At 60.9% G+C, this 22,429-nt stretch carries 16 protein-coding genes; 8 read left to right on the top strand and 8 right to left on the bottom strand.

Annotation, left to right across the window (positions count from 1 at the left end):
- Positions 1-59 precede the first annotated feature (59 nt).
- Positions 60-3,158, bottom strand: coding sequence for an autotransporter domain-containing protein (locus tag LCH65_RS14960; RefSeq protein ID WP_058397813.1), 3,099 nt, complete (start codon positions 3,156-3,158; stop codon positions 60-62).
- 216 nt (positions 3,159-3,374) lie between these two features.
- On the opposite strand from LCH65_RS14960, the gene LCH65_RS14955 reads away from it, so the two are divergent.
- From LCH65_RS14955 to LCH65_RS14920, 8 genes are all read left to right on the top strand, one after another.
- Positions 3,375-4,271 (top strand): TauD/TfdA family dioxygenase, encoded by an 897-nt coding sequence (locus LCH65_RS14955; RefSeq protein ID WP_058397812.1) that lies wholly within the window; start codon positions 3,375-3,377, stop codon positions 4,269-4,271.
- Positions 4,272-4,287: 16 nt separating this feature from the next.
- On the top strand, positions 4,288-5,169 hold the full coding sequence (locus tag LCH65_RS14950) for an ABC transporter ATP-binding protein (RefSeq protein WP_003432308.1): 882 nt from the start codon (positions 4,288-4,290) through the stop codon (positions 5,167-5,169).
- 91 nt (positions 5,170-5,260) lie between these two features.
- Positions 5,261-6,127, top strand: coding sequence for an ABC transporter permease (locus tag LCH65_RS14945; RefSeq protein ID WP_054081243.1), 867 nt, complete (start codon positions 5,261-5,263; stop codon positions 6,125-6,127).
- A gap of 38 nt (positions 6,128-6,165) precedes the next feature.
- Positions 6,166-7,185 carry an ABC transporter substrate-binding protein gene (locus LCH65_RS14940; RefSeq protein ID WP_003432311.1) on the top strand — a complete coding sequence of 340 codons (1,020 nt, stop codon included), beginning with the start codon at positions 6,166-6,168 and terminating at the stop codon, positions 7,183-7,185.
- A gap of 626 nt (positions 7,186-7,811) precedes the next feature.
- The gene (locus LCH65_RS14935) at positions 7,812-8,795 is read left to right on the top strand and encodes an RHS repeat-associated core domain-containing protein (RefSeq protein WP_096105869.1); all 984 of its coding nucleotides are present in this window, start codon (positions 7,812-7,814) and stop codon (positions 8,793-8,795) included.
- 306 nt (positions 8,796-9,101) lie between these two features.
- Positions 9,102-10,220, top strand: coding sequence for an efflux RND transporter periplasmic adaptor subunit (locus LCH65_RS14930; protein WP_003432315.1), 1,119 nt, complete (start codon positions 9,102-9,104; stop codon positions 10,218-10,220).
- Positions 10,217-11,302, top strand: coding sequence for an efflux RND transporter periplasmic adaptor subunit (locus LCH65_RS14925; RefSeq protein ID WP_122267350.1), 1,086 nt, complete (start codon positions 10,217-10,219; stop codon positions 11,300-11,302). Before LCH65_RS14930 ends, LCH65_RS14925 begins: the two co-directional genes overlap by 4 nt.
- Positions 11,299-14,400: an efflux RND transporter permease subunit gene (locus LCH65_RS14920; RefSeq protein ID WP_044308748.1), complete on the top strand. Its 3,102-nt coding sequence runs from the start codon at positions 11,299-11,301 to the stop codon at positions 14,398-14,400. The genes LCH65_RS14925 and LCH65_RS14920 overlap by 4 nt, the downstream gene beginning before the upstream one ends.
- Before the next feature lie 29 nt (positions 14,401-14,429).
- Here the strand turns inward: LCH65_RS14920 and LCH65_RS14915 are convergent, their stop codons facing one another.
- From LCH65_RS14915 to LCH65_RS14885, 7 genes are all read right to left on the bottom strand, one after another.
- Positions 14,430-14,930, bottom strand: a complete 501-nt coding sequence (locus LCH65_RS14915; protein ID WP_096128452.1) for a hypothetical protein — start codon at positions 14,928-14,930, stop codon at positions 14,430-14,432.
- Between the two features lie 137 nt (positions 14,931-15,067).
- Complete coding sequence (locus tag LCH65_RS14910) at positions 15,068-15,694, bottom strand: class I SAM-dependent methyltransferase (RefSeq protein ID WP_096128451.1); 627 nt, start codon at positions 15,692-15,694, stop codon at positions 15,068-15,070.
- 56 nt (positions 15,695-15,750) lie between these two features.
- Positions 15,751-16,395 (bottom strand): methionine ABC transporter permease, encoded by a 645-nt coding sequence (locus LCH65_RS14905; RefSeq protein ID WP_044308745.1) that lies wholly within the window; start codon positions 16,393-16,395, stop codon positions 15,751-15,753.
- Entirely contained in the window at positions 16,385-17,515 is a 1,131-nt protein-coding gene (locus LCH65_RS14900; RefSeq protein ID WP_096128450.1) for a methionine ABC transporter ATP-binding protein, read from the bottom strand. The genes LCH65_RS14905 and LCH65_RS14900 overlap by 11 nt, the downstream gene beginning before the upstream one ends.
- Positions 17,512-18,300 carry a MetQ/NlpA family ABC transporter substrate-binding protein gene (locus tag LCH65_RS14895; RefSeq protein ID WP_003432321.1) on the bottom strand — a complete coding sequence of 263 codons (789 nt, stop codon included), beginning with the start codon at positions 18,298-18,300 and terminating at the stop codon, positions 17,512-17,514. The genes LCH65_RS14900 and LCH65_RS14895 overlap by 4 nt, the downstream gene beginning before the upstream one ends.
- Positions 18,301-19,851: 1,551 nt before the next feature.
- Positions 19,852-21,210 (bottom strand): LLM class flavin-dependent oxidoreductase, encoded by a 1,359-nt coding sequence (locus LCH65_RS14890; RefSeq protein ID WP_226439586.1) that lies wholly within the window; start codon positions 21,208-21,210, stop codon positions 19,852-19,854.
- Positions 21,210-22,415, bottom strand: a complete 1,206-nt coding sequence (locus LCH65_RS14885) for an SfnB family sulfur acquisition oxidoreductase (protein WP_226439585.1) — start codon at positions 22,413-22,415, stop codon at positions 21,210-21,212. Before LCH65_RS14885 ends, LCH65_RS14890 begins: the two co-directional genes overlap by 1 nt.
- Positions 22,416-22,429 lie beyond the last annotated feature (14 nt).

Below are 22,429 nucleotides of genomic sequence, written 5' to 3'. Positions count from 1 at the left end.
CCCTGATAACTTTGGCAGGCTGCTCTCCGTCACTACAGAGAGCAGCCGCCGCTTCAGCCTTAAAACGCCAATGTCACCCGAGCATTCAGCGACTGATCCGAAGCATCGTTACTCACCTGACCGTCGTAACTCAGGCCCACGCTCAGCGTATCGCTCAACCCCAGGTCGACGCCTGCGCCGAGCACGGCGGCGCTGCGGGCGATCGGTGCGCCGGAGAGTTCGAAGGTGCTGCCGCCGCTGAAGGCTGAGCGGCTTTCCGGGGTGACGTCACCGTAGGCGCGACGCCAGCCCAGTGTGGCGTTGGGTTTGATCACGACGCTGCCAGCGTTCAGGCGGGTCGCTGCACGCAGGCCCAGGGTACTGAAGGTGATGTGGTTGTCCTGGGATTTGTTCTGCAGGCTGATGGCGTTGCTGTTCTCGTCGAAGGCGTCGGTGTCGAGGCGCACATGGGCGAGGTTGGCGAAGGGTTCAAGCAGCGCATTGCCCATTTCGATGGAGTAGCCCAGCTCGCCGAAGACCTGATTGGTCGCTGCCTTGTAGTCTTCCTTGAAGTGCTCGGACGAGCCCGGCAGGTCCAGCGTACGCTTGGCGGTCAGCTCATGCCAGGTGCGTACCGCGCCGAGGCGCAGGCCCAGTTGGCCCCATTTCGCGCCGCCGTAGACACCCAGATGATAGTTGTCGCTGTCGGTCGAGCCAGACGCGTGGCGCAGGTCGAAGCTGCTGTTGCTGAAGCCTGCCAATGCACCCACACGCCAGGTGTCGTCGAGCGGTACGTCGGCGCCGAACAACAGGCCGCTGGTGCGGGTTTCCAGGCCCGAGGCGTCGCGGCTGCTGTCGGTCTGGCCGGTCGCGCCGATGGCCTGGGTCCACACCACGCCACGCGAGGCATCACCGGCCAGGGTTTGTGTTGTGCTGCCGAATGACTGCGCGGACTGCGCTTGTTGCATGCGATCGTTCATGGCATTGCGCACCAGCCGGCTGTCTTCGATCAGCGCAGATTGAGTCGATGCGTGCAGCTCGTTGGACAGCGCGCTGAACGTGGCCTGCGCCGTCGAGGCGTCGTCCTGCACCACCTGACGCCATAGCGCGTTGCCTGCGCCCGCGCTGTCCAGACCCTGCGCGACCGCCTTGGCGTTGCGCGTGGTCGCCAGGCTGGCGAAGGTTTGTGCGTTGCGATCCAGCGTCAGCCCTACGTCGGTCGCGGTGTAGTTCAGCGTCGGGGTAAGGAACGCGAAGTTGGTTTGCACGGCGGCAAATGCACCGCTCACGCCACCGGCTGCGGAAATGATCGAGTAACGGCTGGCGGCCAGCCAGTTACCGCCTTCGACCAGCGACAGCGTGCTGTTATTGATCGTCGCGCGGCCGCTGGCGACGATGCGGTCGGCATTGCCATTGGCGTCCGATTCCACTTGATAAACCGAACCCTGAGCCAGGTTGACGTCACCATTGACGTTCAGCTGCCCGACCGAATTACCCGGTGCGACCACGCCGCCCTGAGCGACGTTGATGCCGCCAACGGTGCCGTTGCCACCCAGCGTCGCGCCTTGCTGCACGCTGACGATGGAGTTGCCGAGGTTGCCATTCACTGCCAGGCGACCGGCCTGCACGGTGGTCGCGCCGGACAGGCTGCTGTTGCCGGTCAGGTTCAGTGAACCGACGCCGCGTTTGATCAACGCGCCGTTGCCGGTCAGGGTGTTGGCGAGGGTGTCGTTGGTGGACTGATCGACCACCAGCGTTGCGTTGTCGGTGATCGTGCCGCTGCCGAAGGCCTGCGCATGACCGGTCAGGGTGCCGCCGTTGATCAGCGTGCCGCCCGAGTAGGTGTTGTTGCCGGTCAGGATCAGGTTGCCCGTGCCGTTCTTGATCAGCGCACCGCTGCCGCTGATGTCGTTGCGCCAGGCGTCGATGGCGTTATAGCCGCCCAGGCTGGCGTTCATGTTGACGGTGACGTTGGAATTGAACGCGCCGTAACCATCGCCTGCGGCATACAGGTTCAAGCGACCGTAGCCACCTGACTGATCGATCACTGCGTAGCCCGACGACAGCTCAGTGGTCGCCAGAATCTCGCGGCGCTGGCTGGCGTCCAGGTACGGGAAACGTGTTTCCAGCAGCACTTCAGCGTTGGTCGGCACGACCGGCGCGAGATTGGTCGGGCCGACCGGGTCGAAGCCGTAGGTCATGCGGGTGGTATACAGCGCCTTGTCCTGCGCATGCTGGGAAGTGCGATCGGTGGCCGGGTCGATGGCCGTCATGCAATTGTTGACGTCGCCGCCGCACTGAGCGGTGAAGTAGGCCAGCGCCTGCGCGCGAGCATCGGCGCGCAATTGCGTGTTGGCGGAATTGGACAGGTTGTCGATGGCGAAATAGGTCGCGGTGATTCGCCCGCCCATCACGTCGAAGGGCGAGTGCATGCCCGCTTCGATGCGGTTGTCGCCGATTTCCGAAGCACGCAGCATCAACTCGCTGAACCGCTCGGGGATCGCGTAGGCCAATGCGTAGGCTGACAGGTAGGCAGCGTTGGTGTGCCCGCTGGGGAAGCCCGAGTCACTGGCCGGCGTGGTGCTTTCGGCCGGGCGCAGGGACGGCGCGACGACGAATGCCAGGCTCTGTCCGTCGAGGCTCTGCCGCCATGGCCGTGGATACAGATAGTGGGACTTGGCCGGGGTCGTGGAGGCATCGTTACGCACGGCACCGACCAGATCGACCACCTTGCCCAGCGCCGAGGACGAACTGCCTGCGCCATTGCCCTTGTCGTCGTACCTGACGGTTTTATTGCTGTCGTCGAATTGCGTGATCGTCGTGAACGCGCCCGCGCCGGCTTTGTAAGCATCGCTCAGCGAGCCCAGGCCGCTGATGGCGCTGTAGCTCTGGTCGCGGCGGTCATCGAAGTAGGCGGCGGTTTCCTGCGCCAGCGTGCGCGAGTTGGCGCGGTCGACCACGATCTGCAGGTTGCGTCGCAGCAGGCTCTGACCGAGGGCAGTCGGCGTGCCGGTGTCCCAGGTCGCACCGGTCGTCCACAGGGTGTTGAACCCGGAGAGCAGGTCGACACCGTTTATACGATTGTCATTGGCACGGCTCGCTGCCTGAACCGAGACGGCAAGCAGCGAAAGTATCAATGACGACACCATTACATGGGCAACCGGTTTATTGGATCGCATAGCGGGCGCTTCACTCGATTCGGATGAGGCGCCGACCCTAGCAAGGCGGTCTTACACTTGGATGTATCTGTCGTGACACATTTATGCTGGCTGACGCTACACAGCGAGGCAGTGAAAAATCAGCACTATGGATATTCCTTAACGGTATTTAAATTATCTTTCTTATACCTATAGAGTTTCGTCTTTCAGTCACACAGTCCTGGAGTCGGAGTTCTCATGCCAGCAGCCTCCCTCGCTTCATCGTCCGCTCAACCTGCTTCGCAATCCTTCGAAGTGCGTCCATTCACCGAAAAGGTGGGCGCTGAAATCGTTGGGCTGGATCTGTCCAGGCCGTTGAACGATGCCGACTTCGCTCGTGTGCATCAGGCACATCTGGATCACCATGTCGTGGTGTTTCGCGATCAGCAGATCACGCCGCAACAGCAGATCGATTTCAGCCGGCGTTTTGGGGTGCTGCAGATCCATGTGCTCAAGCAGTTTCTGTTGGCCAACCATCCGGAAATCCTGATCGTCTCCAACGTTGTCGAGAACGATAAGCCTGTGGGCCTGGGCGATGCCGGCAAGTACTGGCATTCGGACCTGTCTTACAAAGAGCTGCCGAGCCTGGGCTCGATGCTTTACGCCCAGGAGCTGCCAAGTGAAGGCGGCGATACGCTGTTTGCAGACATGCACCTGGCGTGGGAAACGTTGCCGCAACACCTGCGCGATGCAGTCGAAGGGCGCTCGGCGGTGCACAGTTACACCGCACGCTACGCCGAGGGCCATAACGCCGCCAACTGGCGTCCGACCCTGACCGCCGAGCAACTGGCTCAGGTGGTGGAAGTCAGCCACCCGATCGTTCGCACCCACCCTGAAAACGGGCGCAAGGCGCTGTTCGTCAGCGAGGGTTTCACGACGCGCATCCTCGGTCTGCCGGAAGACGAGAGCCGTCAGATTCTCAACGAGATTTACGCCCACAGCGTGAAGCCCGAGCACATCTATCGGCACCAGTGGCAGGCCGACGACATGGTGTTCTGGGACAACCGTTCCCTGATCCATCTGGCTGCCGGCTGCCCGGCGCACCTGCGTCGCAAACTGCATCGCACGACCATTCAAGGCACCGCGCCATTTTGATCCAGGAGAGCCGTTCATGAATGCTGTCGCGCAAGGCCACACGGCCAGCACCAGCACCCAACCGCAACCGGCCGCACAGCCGACAGCTGAAGCCTTGTTGCAAGTTCGCGGCGTCAGCCTCGAATACCGCACACCAGAACGTGTGGTACGGGCAACGCATCAGGTCAGTTTCGAAGTCGATCCGGCCGATCGTTTCGTGCTGCTCGGCCCATCCGGTTGCGGCAAGTCCACATTGCTCAAAGCCGTAGCCGGGTTCATCCGGCCCAGCGAGGGCGAGATTCGTCTGGCGGGTCATCAGGTCACCGAACCTGGCCCGGACCGCATCGTGGTGTTTCAGGAATTCGACCAGTTGCCGCCGTGGAAAACCGTGATCGAGAACGTCATGTTTCCGCTGCTGGCATCGCGCACCCTGAAGCGTCCCGAAGCGCTGGAGCGTGCACGTTACTACCTGGAAAAGGTCGGCCTCAGTGCGTTTGCCGATGCCTACCCGCACACATTGTCCGGTGGCATGAAAGCCCGCGTGGCGATTGCCCGGGCCTTGGCCATGCAGCCGAAAATCCTGCTGATGGATGAGCCGTTTGCCGCGCTCGATGCACTGACCCGACGCAAGATGCAGGAAGAGCTGCTTGAGCTGTGGGAAGAGGTGCGCTTTACGTTGCTGTTCGTCACGCACTCCATCGAAGAAGCGCTGGTGGTCGGTAACCGCATCCTGCTGCTGTCACCGCATCCGGGTCGCGTACGGGCGGAAATCAACAGCCATCAATACGACCTGAAAAGCCTGGGCGGCGTTGGTTTTCAGCAGACCGCGCAGCGTATTCATCGTTTGTTGTTCGATGAGGGCGAGGCCGGGCCGGTGGAGCAGGATCTGAATTTTCAGGACATCCGGATTGCTTACTAGGCGACTGCCTTGATCGTTCCCACGCTCCGCGTGGTAATGCCTTTCAGGACGCTCCGCGTCCTATCTACACGATTACCGGGAAACCCGAATCATGAGCCTCGCACCTCCCGCTCGCGAAGAATATGAAATCACGCTGGAGCCTTTCACTCAGGAAGACCTGGCCCGCGACCTGCCCCTGGCACAGCGCATCTGGCAACTGAGCTGGGTGCGCAAATGCATCATCATGATCGCCCTGGCGGTGATCTGGGAACTGGCTGCACGTCTGCAGAACAACGACCTGCTGTTGCCGAGCTTTCTGCAAACGGCGGCCGCCTTTTATGACGGGCTGATCTCCGGCGAGCTTCCAGGCAAGGTGTGGATTTCCCTGACCGTACTGATTCAGGGCTACCTGATCGGCATCGTGCTGGCGTTCGCCCTGACCACCCTGGCAGTGTCCACCCAACTGGGCCGCGACCTGCTCGGCACGCTGACTGCGATGTTCAATCCGCTGCCGGCCATTGCCCTGTTGCCGCTGGCGCTGCTGTGGTTCGGGCTGGGCCAGAACAGCCTGATCTTCGTGCTGGTGCATTCGGTGCTGTGGGCGCTGGCGCTCAATACTTATGCGGGCTTTCTCGGTGTCTCGGAAACCCAGCGCATGGCCGGGCGCAACTATGGTCTCAAAGGCCTGCGCTTTGTCTGGCACATCCTGATTCCTGCTGCGCTGCCATCGATTCTCGCCGGTCTGAAAATCGGCTGGGCCTTTGCCTGGCGCACGCTGATCGCCGCCGAGCTGGTGTTTGGCGCGTCCTCCGGCAAGGGCGGTCTGGGCTGGTACATCTTCCAGAATCGTAACGAGTTGTATACCGACAAGGTCTTTGCCGGTCTGGCAGCGGTGATCCTCATCGGCCTGCTGGTCGAGAACCTGCTGTTCGCCAACATCGAGCGCCTGACCGTCAAGCGCTGGGGCATGCAGCGTTGAAACGCCGTCTTTTTTTGAATAATCAGGGTGGGAACCACATGAACACTGCATTTCAACGCCCGGCACTGACTGTGCTGGCGGCGACGCTTGGCTTGTTTGGCGCGCTGCTCAGTGGCGGCGCTCAGGCTGAAGGCAAGATCAGCATCGCTCAGCAATTCGGCATCGGCTACCTGATCCTCGACGTGGTGCGCGATCAGAAGCTGATCGAGAAACACGGCAAGGAGCAGGGTCTGGATATCAAGGTCGACTGGAACAGCATCTCCGGTGCCACGGCGATGAACGAAGCGCTGCTGGCCGGCGCGCTTGACGTGGTGTCGGCAGGCGTGCCGCCGATGCTGACCGTCTGGGACCGCACCAAGGGCAAGCAGAACGTCAAGGCGATTGCCTCGCTGGGTTCGATGCCCAATTACCTGCTGACCAACAACCCCAGCGTCAAGACCCTCAAGGACTTCACCGAAAAGGACCGCATCGCCGTACCGGCTGCGGGCGTGGGCTTCCAGTCGCGCACATTGCAGATCGAAACCGCCAAGCTGTTCGGTAACGACAACTACAAGAAATTCGACAACATCTCGGTCAGCCTCGCGCACCCGGACGCGACCTCCGCGCTGATTGCCGGTGGTTCGGAAATCAACTCGCACTTCTCCAGCCCGCCGTTCCAGTACCAGGAACTGGAGAACCCCAACGTGCATAAGGTGCTCAGTTCCTATGACGTGCTGGGCGGCCAGGCGACGTTCAACGTGCTCTACACCACCGAGAAATTCCACGACGAAAACCCCAAGACCTACAAGGCGTTCTACGACGCGCTGGCCGAAGCCGAGAAGATCATCAAAGCCGACAAGCCTGCTGCCGCGCAGACCTACATCCGCGTCGAGCAATCGAAGCTGCCGTTGCCACTGGTAGAGAAAATCGTCGCCGACCCGGAAATCGACTTCACCGTCACGCCGCAGCGCACCTTTATCTACGCCGAGAAACTGCATGAGCTGGGCGTGTTGAAAAACAAGGCGGCGAGCTGGAAGGACTACTTCTTCGAAGAAGCGCACGGCACCGAGGGCAGTTGATCGACGCGTTTTGAAGATGACGCGGAGCGTCATGAAGGGCATTCCCACGCGGAGCGTGAGGAACGATAGAAGATCTCCCGGGCGCCTATCGTTCCTCACGCTCCAGCGTGGGAATGCCGTTCTGGACGCTCTGCGTCCTCTTCTGAACAAATCAGGTTACTTCCGCTCACGAAAAACCTGTCCTGCAGGACCTTTCTTTCAGTCTTTTCTCTTTCCTGCGTATGACCTTTCCTAGAAAATCCCGGGCCCTTGCGCCTGCCAAATCCGCACACTAGGCTGCGTCGGTCGCTGGTTTTTCAGCGATCGGGTTTAGCAGCCTGTCCAGAGACACGCAGCGCAATTACCGTTTTATGGCGGCTTTGCGTGGGGCACTTTCGAGTGCGCCGGGTCTGTGTTCTCTACCGGTCTGCTAACCCGCGTCAAAGTCGCCACCCTTGTTTGTTTAGCAGCAGGCATCTGATCAATATGGCCAAGGCCGAGCTGGAGCGCTCGCTGGAATGCGTCCAGAACCCCTGACATCCCTGATGCAACCTAGCAGTTCTACGAGTAGCCGCTGCGGTCCTTGCAATGCATTGTGTGCTTGAAGAGGCCTGTCTCGCTAATCAAGACCACTCCGGTTACTCGCCATGCGCCAGCAAACTACTCTGTGCCGTTACCGCTACGACGCGCTTGACCGGCTCGCGGCTCGCACGCCTGCGGCAGGGACCATTGCCCGCTCGTACTATCAGTCCGACACCTTGGTCAGCGAGATTCAGGGTGCAGAACACGTTCGATTCCTGCATCACGGTCGTCAGTTGCTGGCCACGCAGTCAGCGCTCGCCACGCTGTTGATCGGCTCGGACCAACAGCACAGCGTGCTCCACACCGTATCGGCCAGCTTGTCTGACCCTATCGCTTACACCCCCTATGGGCATGGGCAAGCGTTGAACCAACTGCCAGGCTTCAACGGTGAGCGCCCCGATCCATTGACCGGTCATTATCTGCTGGGCAACGGCTATCGCGCCTATAACCCTGTTCTGATGCGCTTCAACAGTCCCGATAGCCTGAGTCCGTTTGGCAAGGGTGGAATAAATGCCTATGCGTATTGTGCGGGGGATCCGGTCAATCGATCTGATCCGACGGGGCATGGCTTTCTTGAGGATGTGGAAACTTCCCTCTACATCGGTGCTGCAATTCTGAGCGGCATTATTGGTTTGCTGGCGGTCCGTGCACCTATAAGAGCTGTACTAAAAGGTGTCAAAGTGAAGCCTCAGGCTGTCGCCAGCAATAACCTGGCTTTTCCCGTTCAGGAGACAAGAAGACCGGCGAATACAGCGGAAAAAATCTCGGCATTCACCGGAGTGTCTGCACTGGTTGCCACTTCGGCATGGGCCACTTCCTTCGTTCTGACAAAAACTGACCCTGAATCGCCAGCAATTCGCCCACTGAGGATTGCCGCTATCCTTATTGCTTACCCGACGGCTGGGCTGCGTGGCTGGTCAATTGCTCGTTCCATAATGGACAAACGGGTCCAGAAAGCAGTGCCTGTGCTTCTTAAAGGCCCTGCCATGAGACGCTCAAGTAATACGTCGAACATTAGTAATGCTTCGGTCATCCGAACGGCCTTGTGATATTTGCTACCACTTGTCAGGCACCTTCCCCCCGATACTGACCTTTCTGGCAGTAGCCCCTCATCCCGAATCGGTTCAGGCTGAAGCCTTTACTCCATCATCAGGGATCGATCACGGCTCTCCTCTGCCGATACACTTACGACCCGCCGGACCACGTTTCTTCGCTGACGCCACTCGCTCAAGCCGTCTCCCGGCGCTTCTACAACGCAAGCCCCAATGAACCCTCCCTCTCGCACACAGTCGCATACTCACGCTATTCTCTCGCCCTGATCACGCCCGCATCCGGCAGTTGCACAAGGAGTCTGCATGCCCGTTCGTATTTCAAGACTGGTTACGTTCGGTCTGGCTGCTGCATTGGCGGCGCTGGCCGGTTGTGGCGAGGAAAAACCGGCGGCGCCCGAACTGCCCAGGGTTTATGTGCAGACGGTAAAAAGTGCCGACTTCGCCGCCAGTGTCGCCCTGACCGGTGATGTTCAGGCGCGGGTGCAGACCCGGCTTTCATTCCGGGTCAATGGCAAGATCATTCAGCGTAATGTCGATGTGGGCGACCGGGTCACTGCCCGGCAGGTGCTGGCGCGGCTCGACCCCAAGGATCTGCAGGTCAATGTCGACTCGGCCGCTGCTGCTGTGGCCGCCGAGCAGGCCCGCGTGAATCAGGCCAGCGCTGCTTTCGTCCGACAACAAAAGTTGTTGCCCAAGGGCTATACCAGCCGCAGCGAATATGACTCTGCACAGGCCGCCTTGCGCGGCAGTGAAAGTTCGTTGAAGGCGGCGCAGGCGCAATTGGCCAATGCCCGTGAACAACTGGGTTACACCGCTCTGGTCGCTGACGCACCGGGTGTGATCACCGCGCGTCAGGCTGAAGTCGGGCAAGTGGTGCAGGCCACCATGCCGATTTTCGATCTGGCGCGCGACGGTGATCGCGATGCGGTGTTCAACGTCTACGAGTCCCTGTTCGTCAAGCCGCCCACTGATCAGGCCGTGCAGGTCACGTTGCTCGATAACCCGACTATCAAGGTCAGCGGCAAAGTGCGTGAAGTGACTCCGGCGGTGTCGGCGCAAACCGGCACCTTGCAGGTCAAGATCGCGCTGGACCCGCTGCCTGAAGGCATGGACCTCGGCTCGGTGGTCAGCGTGGCACTAAGCGCACCGGCCAATGCCAGTGTCGAGTTGCCATGGGCGGCGCTGACCAAGGACCTCGGCGAGCAGTTGGGCAAGCCTGCCGTGTGGGTGGTGGACGAGCAGGGCAAGGTCAATCTGCGCAAGGTCACCGTCACCCGTTACCTGACCGCCAAAGTCATCATCGGCGACGGGCTCAAGAGTGGAGAGAAAGTCGTGGTGGCAGGCGGACAGTTGTTACACCCGGACATGCAGGTCGACATTGCCGAACAGCCCAAGCAGCAGAACGCACAGGTGCAGCCATGAAGCGTCTGTCATGCGTAGCGCTGGGCAGCCTTTTGTTGAGCGGCTTACTATTGAGCGGTTGTGGCAAGGATGAAACACCTCCTGAACCGGTGCGTCCTGTCGTCTTCGTCGAAGCCCGACCTGAGTCCGTCCAGGATTTCGGGCGCTTTGCCGGCAATATCCAGGCGCGTTATCAAAGTGTGCTGGGCTTTCGGGTCGCGGGGCGCATCGCCCGGCGCGACGTCGACGTAGGCGCTGAAGTCAGGAAAGGCGATTTGCTCGCAACCCTCGATCCGACCGATCAACAGAATACAGTGCGTGCCCGGCAGGGCGACCTGGCCAATGTTCAGGCGCAGTACATCAACGCCCAGGCCAATGCTCGCCGCCAGCAGGAACTGTTCGATCGCGGCGTCGGTGCCCAGGCGCAACTGGACATCGCCCTGACCGATCTGAAGACCGCCAGCTCGTCGCAGGAACAGGCCAAAGCCGCGGCTCAACAGGCCCGCGACCAATTGAGTTACAGCGAGCTGCACAGTGATCACGACGCAGTGGTCACCGAATGGAAAGTCGAAGCCGGGCAGGTGGTGACAGCCGGTCAGGAGGTCGTGACCCTGGCGCGGCCGGACATCAAGGAAGCGGTGATCGACCTGCCCGATACACTGGCCGACCAATTGCCGTCCGACGTGGTATTCACCGTCGCCAGTCAGCTGAATCCGGAAGTGAACACCACCGCCACCCTTCGTGAAATCGAACCCCAGGCCGACCGCACGACGCGTACTCGTCGTGCGCGTCTGTCGCTGGCGCAAACGCCAGCGGCGTTCCGCCTGGGCACGGCCATCAGCGTGACGCTCAGTTCGACCATCACACCGCGCATGCGCCTGCCGATCAATGCCCTGCAGGAAGTCGATGGCAAACGCCAGATCTGGATCGTCGATTCGCAGAGCCAGACGGTTAACCCCAGAGCCGTCACTATTGCCAGCCGTGACAGCGACTCTTTCGTGCTGACCGATGGCGTCAAAGCGGGTGAAAAAGTGGTGAGCGCGGGCGTCAACAGCCTCAAGCCGGGCCAGAAAGTCAAAGTCGATGAGGAAAGCCCGCGATGAAAGGGAATTTCAATTTATCCGAGTGGGCCATCAAGCATCAGTCGTTCGTCTGGTACCTGATGTTCGTCGCGCTGTTGATGGGCGTGTTTTCCTACATGAAGCTTGGGCGCGAGGAAGACCCGTCCTTCACCATCAAGACCATGATTATCCAGACCCGCTGGCCGGGCGCGACGGTGGACGAGACCCTCGAGCAGGTCACCGACCGCATCGAGAAGAAGCTCGAAGAACTGGACTCGCTGGACTACGTGAAGAGCTACACACGACCGGGCGAGTCCACAGTCTTCGTGTACCTGCGTGACACCACCAGTGCCAAGGCGATACCGGAAATCTGGTATCAGGTGCGCAAGAAGGTCGATGACATTCGTGGCCAGTTCCCGCAGGGGCTGCAAGGCCCGTCGTTCAACGACGAGTTCGGCGATGTATACGGCTCGATCTATGCGTTTACCGCAGACGGTTTCTCGATGCGTCAGTTGCGGGACTACGTCGAGAAGGTTCGCGCCGACATCCGCGACGTGCCCGGCCTGGGCAAGGTCGAGATGATCGGTCAGCAGGACGAAGTGGTGTACCTGAACTTCTCGACACGCAAACTCGCAGCATTGGGCATCGACCAGAGCCAGGTGGTGCAAAGCCTGCAATCGCAGAACGCGGTGACGCCTGCCGGTGTTATCGAAGCCGGGCCGGAGCGGATCTCGGTACGCACCTCCGGGCAGTTCGCGTCCGAGAAGGATCTGGCTGCGGTCAATCTGCGCATCAATGACCGTTTTTACCGTCTGAGCGACATTGCTGACATCACCCGCGGCTACACCGATCCGCCCAAGCCACTGTTCCGCTTCGATGGCAAACCGGCGATCGGCCTGGCCATCGCGATGCAGAAGGGCGGCAACATCCAGTCCTTCGGCAAGGCGCTGCACGAACGTATGGACGCTACCACAGCGGAGCTGCCAGTCGGCATTGGTGTGCACAAGGTCTCGGATCAGGCCGAGGTGGTGAACAAGGCTGTGGGCGGCTTCACCAGCGCGTTGTTCGAGGCGGTAATTATCGTGCTGTTGGTCAGCTTCGTGAGCCTCGGGTTTCGCGCAGGGTTGGTGGTTGCGTGTTCGATTCCGCTGGTACTGGCGATGGTGTTCGTGTTCATGGAATACAGCGGCATCACCATGCAACGGATTTCCCTCGGCGCGCTGATCATCGCCCTCGGCCTGCTGGTGGATGACGCCATGATTACCGTGGAAATGATGGTCACACGGCTGGAAATGGGCGAATCCAAGGAGCAGGCCGCGACGTACGCCTACACCTCGACAGCGTTCCCGATGCTCACCGGTACGCTGGTGACTGTGGCTGGCTTTGTGCCGATCGGACTGAACAACAGCTCGGCGGGGGAATACACATTCACACTTTTTGCCGTGATTGCCGTGGCGATGCTGGTGTCGTGGGTGGTTGCCGTGCTGTTTGCGCCGGTGATCGGCGTGCACATTCTGAGCGCCAACATCAAGCCCAAATCCGAAGAGCCGGGCCGCATAGGCCGGGCATTCAACGGCAGCATGCTCTGGGCCATGCGTCATCGCTGGCTGGCGATTGCCATCACGGTAGGGTTGTTCGCCGCGTCGCTGTTCTCCATGCAGTTCGTGCAGAACCAGTTCTTCCCGTCTTCGGACCGCCCGGAAATACTGGTCGACCTGAACCTGCCGCAGAACGCCTCGATCAACGAGACGCGCAAGGTAGTGGATCGTTTTGAAGCGAGCCTCAAGGACGATCCGGACATCGAGCGCTGGAGCACCTACATCGGCCAGGGCGCGTTGCGTTTCTACCTGCCGCTCGATCAGCAGCTGGAAAATCCGTTCTACGCCCAGCTGGTGATTGTCAGTAAAGGCCTGGAGGAGCGTGGCGCGTTGACTGCCCGTCTGCAAAAACGCCTGCGTGATGACTTCGTCGGCATCGGGTCCTATGTGCAGGCGCTGGAAATGGGCCCGCCGGTGGGTCGTCCGTTGCAGTATCGCGTCAGCGGCGAGAACATCGACAAGGTACGCCAGCACGCTATCGAACTGGCTACGCTGCTCGATCACAACCCGCATGTGGGCGAAGTGATCTACGACTGGAACGAGCCGGGCAAGGTCCTGCGCATCGACATCAACCAGGACAAGGCCCGGCAGTTGGGTCTGTCGTCGGAAGACGTCGCCAAGCTGATGAACAGCGTGGTCAGTGGTTCTACCGTGACCCAGGTGCGCGATGATATCTACCTGATCAACGTGATCGGGCGTGCTGAAGATGCCGAGCGCGGCACACCGGAAACCCTGCAGAACCTGCAGATCGTGACGCCGACCGGCACGTCGATCCCGCTGCTGGCGTTCGCCACGGTCGGTTACGAGCTGGAGCAGCCATTGGTCTGGCGCCGCGATCGCAAGCCGACCATCACGGTGAAAGGCGCCGTCCGCGATGCAATTCAGCCGACTGATCTGGTCAAGCAGCTGCAACCGGAAATCGACAAGTTTGCCGCAGGTCTGCCGGTCGGCTACAAGGTTGCAACCGGCGGTACGGTCGAAGAAAGCAGCAAGGCGCAGGGGCCGATTGCCAGCGTTGCGCCGCTGATGCTGTTCCTCATGGCGACGTTCCTGATGATTCAGTTGCACAGCATTCAGAAGATGTTTCTGGTGGCCAGTGTCGCGCCTCTGGGGCTAATCGGTGTGGTGCTGGCGCTGATCCCGACGGGGACGCCACTGGGGTTCGTGGCGATTCTCGGGGTGCTGGCGCTGATCGGCATCATCATCCGCAACTCGGTGATTCTGGTGACCCAGATCGATGCCTATGAGCGCAGTGGGTATCTGCCTTGGGACGCTGTGGTCGAAGCCACCGAGCATCGCCGTCGTCCGATCCTGTTGACGGCGGCAGCGGCCAGCCTGGGTATGATTCCAATCGCCCGAGAGGTGTTCTGGGGGCCGATGGCCTACGCCATGATCGGCGGCATCATCATCGCCACGCTGCTGACCTTGCTGTTCCTGCCAGCGTTGTACGTGGCCTGGTATCGCATCAAGGAACCGACCGATGAACAGCGTCGCGAAGCAGCTGACAAGGATGACGGCGAGCACGCGCAGCCAGCGCATTGAGGTCGGCGTGCCCTGCCGCCTGTGGGCAATCAGTCGGTCTCGTCTGCGTCTTTGACGTCGATCGTGGACAGGCTGAGGTTGGCGAACCGTACCGGGCCGTACGGTGAAGCCAGCCTTGAGTTTGAGAGCGAGAAGCGGAACGTGTTCGAAGGCGCCGACAGATTCACGAAGCATTTTTCAAGCGCTTCTCCGAACGTAACGTCGCCTGAAAAATGTTCCCACTCTTCAGTGGCGAGGCCAATGACCGGTGTCATATTCAGCGCGCCCTCTTTGTTATAACCTCCCACGGCTATAACAAAGAGCGCCTCGTCTAATTTCAGGTCTGCGCTATGCACATCGAACTCGATATGCAGGGTAGAGTCAGGCAGCGCATTGATAAATTGGCTTACGGTCACTCCAGTCGCATCCAGTTTGATGCTCTGCCCATCCCCTGCGGGCCACGGCTTGAAGTCAGGATCAAAGCCCTCCGGTGCTGCCCAGTACTTGAGATCGTCGCTGAAGTTGCCGTTTTTCACGAATTCGGTCGCCATGATCAGTTCCTTTGATCGGTTCAAATGGATTCCATTGCCAGCCGCCTGCGTAGGCGGATGGGAGTCCATCCTAAGGCGCGTGAGTATTTGCCGATACTGTCAGAAGTAACAGCACGCGGACTGCACAGCGCCGGACATCACTGACGCCGCCAGACACTCGCCAGCCACGGCTGCTGCTCTCTCGGCAATCCGGCGGGGCGGTAGTAATGCTCCAGTTCGATAAAGCCGGCTTCGGTCAGCAATGTGCGCCATGATTCCAGGTCGTGATAAGCGCCGTAACGCTCGCCGTTCCAGCCTTCCTGATTCTCACCACGCGGGTTGGAGCTGAACAGCACGCCGCCCGGCTTGAGCGCGTCATGCAACTGACGCAGGACGCGCGGCAGCTCCTGTTTGGGGATGTGAAACAGCACCGCGTTGGCGAAAACGCCATCGAAGCGGCTGTGCGGCAGGTCGAGTTCGAGGAAGTTTTGTTGCAGCACTTCGCAACCGGTCTCGGCACGGGCCATCTCGGCGAAACGTTCGGCCCCGTCGAGCCCGACCGCCACATGGCCCATCGCGGTAAACGTTTTCAGGTCGCGGCCCGGCCCGCAGCCGAAATCGAGAATCTGCCAGGGTGCCGGTCCTTCGATATGCCGCAGCAGGGCGTCGATGTTCTGACTGACGTCGTGGTCGCGGGTGCCTTCGCGAAAGTCGTCGGCCACGCGGTTGTAATTGTCGAGGGTCGCGGAGGTGATCTGCGCAAGGGTCTGTGGATCGAGTTTCATCAAGGGCGGTCCGGTAAAGGAAGACCGCCAATATACCCTCGCTGCGTTGCGGCTGCTCAGCGCCTGTCGAAGCTGCGTGCCAGCCGGTCCCCGCCCAGCTGCACCAGCGCGACGACCGCTACCAGCAAGACAATCACTGTCAACATCACCTGCGTGTCGAAGCGCTGATAGCCATAGCGATAGGCAATATCGCCCAGCCCGCCTGCGCCGATGGCACCGGCCATGGCCGATGAGTTGATCATGGTCACCAGCGTGATCGTAAAGCCGCCGACGATACCGGGACGCGCCTCCGGCAGCAGCACATGCCAGATGATATGCCAGCGCCGACAGCCCATCGCTTGCGCGGCCTCAACCAGACCATGATCGACCTCCCGCAGGCTCACTTCAGCGACCCGCGCAAAGAATGGCGTGGCGGCAATGGTCAGCGGCACGACGGCTGCCCATACGCCATAGGTGGTGCCGACGATCATCCGCGTGAACGGAATCAGCGCGACCATCAGGATCAGAAACGGAATCGAACGAAACAGGTTCACGAAGCCACCCAGCACCCGGTTGATCCCCGGTGCTTCGTAGATGCCGCCTTTGGAACTGGTGACCAGAATCACTGCCAGCGGAATGCCCAGCAGCAGTGCGATCAATGACGACACACCGACCATCAGAAACGTGTCGAGGGTGCCTTGCAGCAAGCGATCAACCCACATAACCCAATACCTCCGCGCGTGGCGCCAGTGTGCGGGCGCGCGCCAGCAGTTCTTCCCGGCTGTGTGGCGAGCCGGCAACCGACAGAATGAGATGCCCGATGGGCCGCTCCTGAATCCGCTCGACGCCGCCCTGCAGCAATTGCACCTTGCCGCCCAGTGCGGCAAACAGCGCGGCCAGATCCGGCCCTTCGTCACTGACACCGGTGAAATGCACGTCCAGCAGCAGGGCCGCATCGGATCGTTGCGGCTGATCGCTCAGGCGCTCTGCCCACTCTTTCGGCAGCCCGGTTTGCAGCGGAGCCAGCAAGGTTTTGCTGACGTCGTGCTGCGGGTCGCCAAACACCTGCCATACCGGCCCCTGCTCGACGACTCGCCCCTGTTCCAGCACCACCACGCGGTGGCAGATATCACGGATAACCGCCATTTCATGGGTGATCAGCACGATGGTCAGGCCCAGGCGCTGGTTGATCTCGCGCAGCAGGCCGAGGATCGACTGGGTGGTTTCCGGGTCCAGCGCCGAAGTGGCTTCGTCGCACAACAGAATCGCCGGGTCGTGTACCAGCGCGCGGGCGATGCCGACACGCTGTTTCTGCCCGCCGGACAGTTGCGCGGGGTACGCCTTGTGCTTGTCCTGCAAACCCACCAGTTCCAGCAACTGCGCGACCTTGCGCGCGCGTTGCTCCTTGGGCACACCGGCAACCTTGAGCGGCAGTTCGACGTTCTGCCAGACGGTCTTGGCCGACATCAGGTTGAAGTGCTGGAAGATCATGCCGATGCGTCGGCGTAGCTCCACCAGCTTGTCTTCGTCGAACTCGCCGATGTCCACCTGATCGATCAATACGCGACCGCTGCTCGGTTGTTCCAGGCGATTGATGGTGCGGATCAACGAGGATTTGCCTGCGCCGCTGCGGCCGATAATGCCGAAGATCTCGCCGCGCTGGACGGCCAGATCGATATTGCCCAGCGCCTCCACCGTGCCTTGCTTGCCGTGATAGGTCTTGCCCAGGTTGATGAAGCGCACATGCGCGCGATTCAGCTCCGGGTGCAGCTCGGCCTCTTGCGCCCGTTGACATGCGCCCGCAGTGTCGAGTGGCCGTTGGCGTTGCGCGGTCGCAGTCATTCTTTCCACCCGGCCTGATAAAGCTTGCCGTTGACCTTGTCCAGCGAAGCGCGGACGACCGGCGAGTGCTGGTAAATGTCGACGAATTTCGCCAGCCGCGGGTCATCCTTGTGATCAGGCTTGATCACGAACTGAATCACGTATTCCGGGTGGTCCAGGCCGTCGAACAGGATCGCCGAGTCAGCGGGAAAGGTCTTGGCCAGACGGATGTAGGCGGGGTAGCCCTGCACCAGATCGGCATCGTCGTAGGCTCGCACCAGTTGCACGGCTTCGACCTGTATGAGCTTGAGTTTTTTTGGGTTGGCCGTGATGTCTTCTTCGGTGGCCTTGTAACCAACACCTTCCTTGAGCGTGATCAGCCCGGCCTTGGCCAGCAGTTGCAGGCCGCGTCCGCTGTTGATCGGGTCATTGGCGATGGCCACGGTGGCGCCGGTCGGCAGCTCATCGAAGCTTTTGTACTTTTTCGAGTACAGACCTACGTTGTTGATGATCCCCGGTGCGTAAGGCACCAAACCGAAGCCAGCGGCTTCGTTGGCATTGGTCAGGAACGGGATGTGCTGAAAATAATTCACGTCGATATCGCCGGCAGCGAGGCTGACGTTGGGCGCGATCCAGTCGGTGAACTCGACCAGCTCGACCTTCAGGCCCTGCTTGCCAGCCTCTTCGACAGCGGCTTCCAGCGGTATCGCGAAGGCTGCCGTGGTCCCGACTTTCAGGGGTTTATCGTCAGCGTAAGCGGTCAGGGTCAACAGGCCGAGGGCCAGTGCAGCGAGGGTTTTGCTCATGATGTGGTCCTTTTAAAAATACCTAAGTCTCGTTCCCACGTCTTGCGCTTATCGATCCTGTGGGAGCGAGCTTGCTCGCGAATAGGCCAGTGCAGCCGCAGAAAGCAGGGCGTCTGGACAATCGCTTTCGCGAGCAAGCTCGCTCCCACAAAAACTGTGTACAACGCCAAGTGCTTCGGCGTGGGGGCGCATGTCGTCATTAATTACGCCGGTGTACATCCCCCGCAGCGCACCGGTCCTGTGGGAGCGAGCTTGCTCGCGAATAGGCCAGTGCAGCCGCAGAAAACAAGGCGTCTGGGCAATCGCTTTCGCGAGCAAGCTCGCTCCCACAAAAACTGTGTACAACGCCAAGCGCTTTAGCGTGGGCGCGCATGTCGTCATCAATTACGCCGGTGTGCATCCCACTTAGCGCATAGGCCCTGTGGGAGCGAGCTTGCTCGCGAATAGGCCAGTGCAGCCACAGAGAGCAGGGCGTCTGGCCAATCGCTTTCGCGAGCAAGCTCGCTCCCACAAAATCTGTGTACAACGCCAAGTGCTTCGGCGTAGGTGCGCATGTCGTCATCAATTACGCCGGTGTGTATCCCCGCAGCGCATCGGCCCTGTGGGAGCGAGCTTGCTCGCGAATAGGCCAGTGCAGCCGCAGAAAACAGGGCGTCTGGCCAATCGCTTTCGCGAGCAAGCTCGCTCCCACAAAATCTGTGTACAACGCCAGGCGCTTCAGCGTGGGCGCGCATGTCATCATCAACTACGCCGGTGTGCATCCCACTTAGCGCATAGGCCCTGTGGGAGCGAGCTTGCTCGCGAATAGGCCAGTGCAGCCACAGAGAGCAGGGCGTCTGGCCAATCGCTTTCGCGAGCAAGCTCGCTCCCACAAAATCTGTGTACAACGCCAAGTGCTTCGGCGTAGGTGCGCATGTCGTCATCAATTACGCCGGTGTGTATCCCCGCAGCGCATCGGCCCTGTGGGAGCGAGCTTGCTCGCGAATAGGCCAGTGCAGCCGCAGAAAACAGGGCGTCTGGGCAATCGCTTTCGCGAGCAAGCTCGCTCCCACCAAATCTGCGTACAACGCCAAGTGCTTCAGCGTAGGTGCGCATGTCGTCATCAATTACGCCGGTGTGTATCCCCCGCAGCGCATCGGTCCTGTGGGAGCGAGCTTGCTCGCGAATAGGCCAGTGCAGCCGCAGAAAGCAGGGCGTCTGGGCAATCGCTTTCGCGAGCAAGCTCGCTCCCACAAAATCTGTGTACAACGCCAAGTGCTTCGGCGTGGGGCGCATGTCTTCATCAACTACGCCGGTGTGGATCCCCCGCAGCGCATCGCTCCCACAAAAACTGTGTACAACGCCAGGCGCTTCAGCATGGGGCGCATGTCGTCATCAACGCCGGTGTGCATCCCCCGCAGCGCACCGGTCCTGTGGGAGCGAGCTTGCTCGCGAATAGGCCAGTGCAGCCGCAGAAAGCAGGGCGTCTGGGCAATCGCTTTCGCGAGCAAGCTCGCTCCCACAAAAACTGTGTACAACGCCAAGTGCTTCGGCGTGGGGCGCATGTCGTCATCAAATAGGCCGGTGTGCCGCCCCCCCATGCCGTTGCGGTAAACGGTCGGTGCCTTCCGGAAACAGTTTTTTGCGCAGGCTGCCTTCTTCGTAAGCGGTCTTGTATGAGCCGCGGCGTTGCAGTTCCGGGATCACCAGGTCAATGAAGTCCTCGTAACTTTCCGGGGTGACGATGCGGGTCAGGTTGAAGCCGTCCAGGCCGGTTTCGTCGATCCATGACTCCAGTTCGTCGGCGACCTGTTCGGGCGAGCCGATCAAGGTGATGTAACGGCCGCCCAAGGCGTGCTGGTCGAGCAGTTTCTGGCGCGTCCAGTCGTTGTTTTTCAGGTTCCTGGTCGCCGATTGAATGGCGTTGTTTTTCACGTACTGAATGGGTTCGTCGAGTTCGTACTCAGAAAAATCGATGCCCGTGGACGCGGCGAAGTGCGCCACGCCGGCTTCGGCGCTGGCATGGCGGCGGTATTCGGCGTGCTTCTCCCTAGCCAGTGCTTCGGTGGCCGCGACGATCACGTTCAGGCCCATGAACACTTTGATGTCGTCCGGGTTGCGCCCGGCCTGCACGGCACTGGCGCGCACCTTGTCGACCTGCTCGCGGGTCGCTGCCTTGTTCTGCCCGCTGATGAAAACGCATTCGGCGTTCTGTCCCGCAAACTGCAGGCCGCGCTCCGAACTGCCGGCCTGAAACAGCACCGGCGTGCGTTGCGGCGACGGTTCGCAGAGGTGATAACCCTCGACCTGATAGAACTCGCCCTGGTGCCGGACCTTATGCACCTTGCCCGGCTGGGCGTAGACGCGCTGCTCGCGATCATTGATCACGGCATCGTCTTCCCAACTGCCTTCCCAGAGCTTGTACAGCACCTCCAGGTACTCGTCGGCCTGATCATAACGGCGGTCATGCTCGTTCTGCTCGCTGAGGCCCATGGCCCGCGCCGCGCTGTCGAGGTAGCCGGTGACAATGTTCCAGCCCACCCGGCCACGGCTCAGGTGATCCAGCGTCGACATGCGCCTGGCGAACAGATAGGGCGCGTCGTAGGTCAGGTTGGCGGTCAGGCCGAAGCCCAGGTGTTTCGTGACCCCTGCCATCGCCGAGACCAGCAGCAGTGGGTCGTTGACCGGCAACTGGATCGCCTCCTTGAGGGTAACGTCCACCGAGTTCTGATACACGTCATACACGCCCACGATGTCGGCGATGAACAGGCCGTCGAACAACCCGCGTTCGAGCAGTTTCGCCAGGTCAGTCCAGTACTCAAGGCTGTTGAATTGCGTCGATGTGTCCCGTGGATGGGTCCACAGGCCATGGTTGATATGGCCGATGCAGTTCATGTTGAACGCGTTGAGGAGGATCTTTTTACCCGCCATCAGATCGTCCCCCGCAGGGGAGGATTAGTGTCGTTGAGGTAGTAATTGCCGATGGCGTGAAACTTCCAGCGTACCGGGTCGTGCAGCGTATGAACGCGCGCATTGCGCCAGTGGCGATCCAGGCCGTGTTCCGCCAGCGTGGATTGACTGCCCGCCAGTTCGAACAGCGTGCTGCCGGCGGCCAGGGAAATCTCCGTGCTGATGGCGCGCGCTTCGGCCACGGCTATCGAGGCCGCGGCGACGGTTTCGGCATTGCTGTCGGCCTGAGCGACATCGAGAAACTCTCCGGCGCGCTCGAGCAGTGCTTCGGCGGCGTGCAGGCGAATACCCAGCTTGCCGAAGCTGTGCAGCGTCAGCGGGTCATCCACGGCCTTTTCAATACCCGAATCGATCCATGGCCGGGTACGCGTCCGCACGAACGTCAGGGCGTCCTCGAAGGCTGCGCGGGCAATGCCGGTGTCGATCGCCGCATGGAGAATCTGCGCCAGTGGCCCGACCGTGGTGGGGCGCTGGAAGGCGCTCTGGAACGGCACCACATCGCGGGCGCTGACATACACATTGTCGAACACCACCGAGCCGCTGCCCGTGGTGCGCTGCCCGAAACCGCTCCAGTCGTCGATGACGCTGAGCCCCTCGCTGTCATGCGGCACGAACACCAGTTGCTGCACACCCTCGTCGTCAATCACCGAGGTGGGAATGCGTTGCGCGTACAGCGCGCCGGTGGCGTAGAACTTGCGGCCGTTGATGCAATAACCGTCCCCGTCGCGGCTCAGGCGAGTGGTGCGGTCATGTGCGGTTCTGGTCCCCAGTTCGGCCAGCGCATTGCCGAAGCGTACGCCCGCCAGTGCCTCGGCGTACAAGCGCGCCTGTTGTTCCGGACTGCCGTTCACGCGCAGCACTTCCAGGGCGTAAAAGTGGTTTTGCGGAATCTGGCCCAGCGAGCCATCGGCTTCGGAAATCAGCTGGATCACCTTGGCCAGCGTGACATTGGAAACACCCGCGCCGCCGAAGGCTTGCGGCACACTGATGCCCCACAGACCGGACTGGCTGAACAGGTCCAGTTCGGCATGCGGCAAACGGCGTTCGCGATCGCGTTGCGCGCTGTCGGTTTTCAATTGCAGGGCCAGTTCGCGGGCTGTGTGCAGGGCCTGAGCGTCACTGGTGATCAGCGCTGCGTTAGCGCGCGCTTTTGGGTTGAAACTCATGAAGGGTGTTCTCC

This window comes from Pseudomonas sp. MWU16-30316 (assembly GCF_020515645.1).
GTDB lineage: Bacteria > Pseudomonadota > Gammaproteobacteria > Pseudomonadales > Pseudomonadaceae > Aquipseudomonas > Aquipseudomonas cerasi.
The sequence above is the reverse complement of the archived record's forward strand: the minus strand, read 5'-3'. Positions and strand labels throughout refer to the sequence as shown.

What these genes read in the sequence shown, in the direction of transcription:
- LCH65_RS14885 (WP_226439585.1), bottom strand. Translation starts at nt 22,415, where the DNA reads ATGAGTTTCAACCCAAAAGCGCGCGCTAACGCAGCGCTGATCACCAGT.
- LCH65_RS14945 (WP_054081243.1), top strand. Translation starts at nt 5,261, where the DNA reads ATGAGCCTCGCACCTCCCGCTCGCGAAGAATATGAAATCACGCTGGAG.
- LCH65_RS14910 (WP_096128451.1), bottom strand. Translation starts at nt 15,694, where the DNA reads ATGAAACTCGATCCACAGACCCTTGCGCAGATCACCTCCGCGACCCTC.
- LCH65_RS14955 (WP_058397812.1), top strand. Translation starts at nt 3,375, where the DNA reads ATGCCAGCAGCCTCCCTCGCTTCATCGTCCGCTCAACCTGCTTCGCAA.
- LCH65_RS14890 (WP_226439586.1), bottom strand. Translation starts at nt 21,210, where the DNA reads ATGGCGGGTAAAAAGATCCTCCTCAACGCGTTCAACATGAACTGCATC.
- LCH65_RS14900 (WP_096128450.1), bottom strand. Translation starts at nt 17,515, where the DNA reads ATGACTGCGACCGCGCAACGCCAACGGCCACTCGACACTGCGGGCGCA.
- LCH65_RS14895 (WP_003432321.1), bottom strand. Translation starts at nt 18,300, where the DNA reads ATGAGCAAAACCCTCGCTGCACTGGCCCTCGGCCTGTTGACCCTGACC.
- LCH65_RS14905 (WP_044308745.1), bottom strand. Translation starts at nt 16,395, where the DNA reads ATGTGGGTTGATCGCTTGCTGCAAGGCACCCTCGACACGTTTCTGATG.
- LCH65_RS14960 (WP_058397813.1), bottom strand. Translation starts at nt 3,158, where the DNA reads ATGCGATCCAATAAACCGGTTGCCCATGTAATGGTGTCGTCATTGATA.
- LCH65_RS14915 (WP_096128452.1), bottom strand. Translation starts at nt 14,930, where the DNA reads ATGGCGACCGAATTCGTGAAAAACGGCAACTTCAGCGACGATCTCAAG.
- LCH65_RS14925 (WP_122267350.1), top strand. Translation starts at nt 10,217, where the DNA reads ATGAAGCGTCTGTCATGCGTAGCGCTGGGCAGCCTTTTGTTGAGCGGC.
- LCH65_RS14930 (WP_003432315.1), top strand. Translation starts at nt 9,102, where the DNA reads ATGCCCGTTCGTATTTCAAGACTGGTTACGTTCGGTCTGGCTGCTGCA.
- LCH65_RS14950 (WP_003432308.1), top strand. Translation starts at nt 4,288, where the DNA reads ATGAATGCTGTCGCGCAAGGCCACACGGCCAGCACCAGCACCCAACCG.
- LCH65_RS14920 (WP_044308748.1), top strand. Translation starts at nt 11,299, where the DNA reads ATGAAAGGGAATTTCAATTTATCCGAGTGGGCCATCAAGCATCAGTCG.
- LCH65_RS14940 (WP_003432311.1), top strand. Translation starts at nt 6,166, where the DNA reads ATGAACACTGCATTTCAACGCCCGGCACTGACTGTGCTGGCGGCGACG.
- LCH65_RS14935 (WP_096105869.1), top strand. Translation starts at nt 7,812, where the DNA reads ATGCGCCAGCAAACTACTCTGTGCCGTTACCGCTACGACGCGCTTGAC.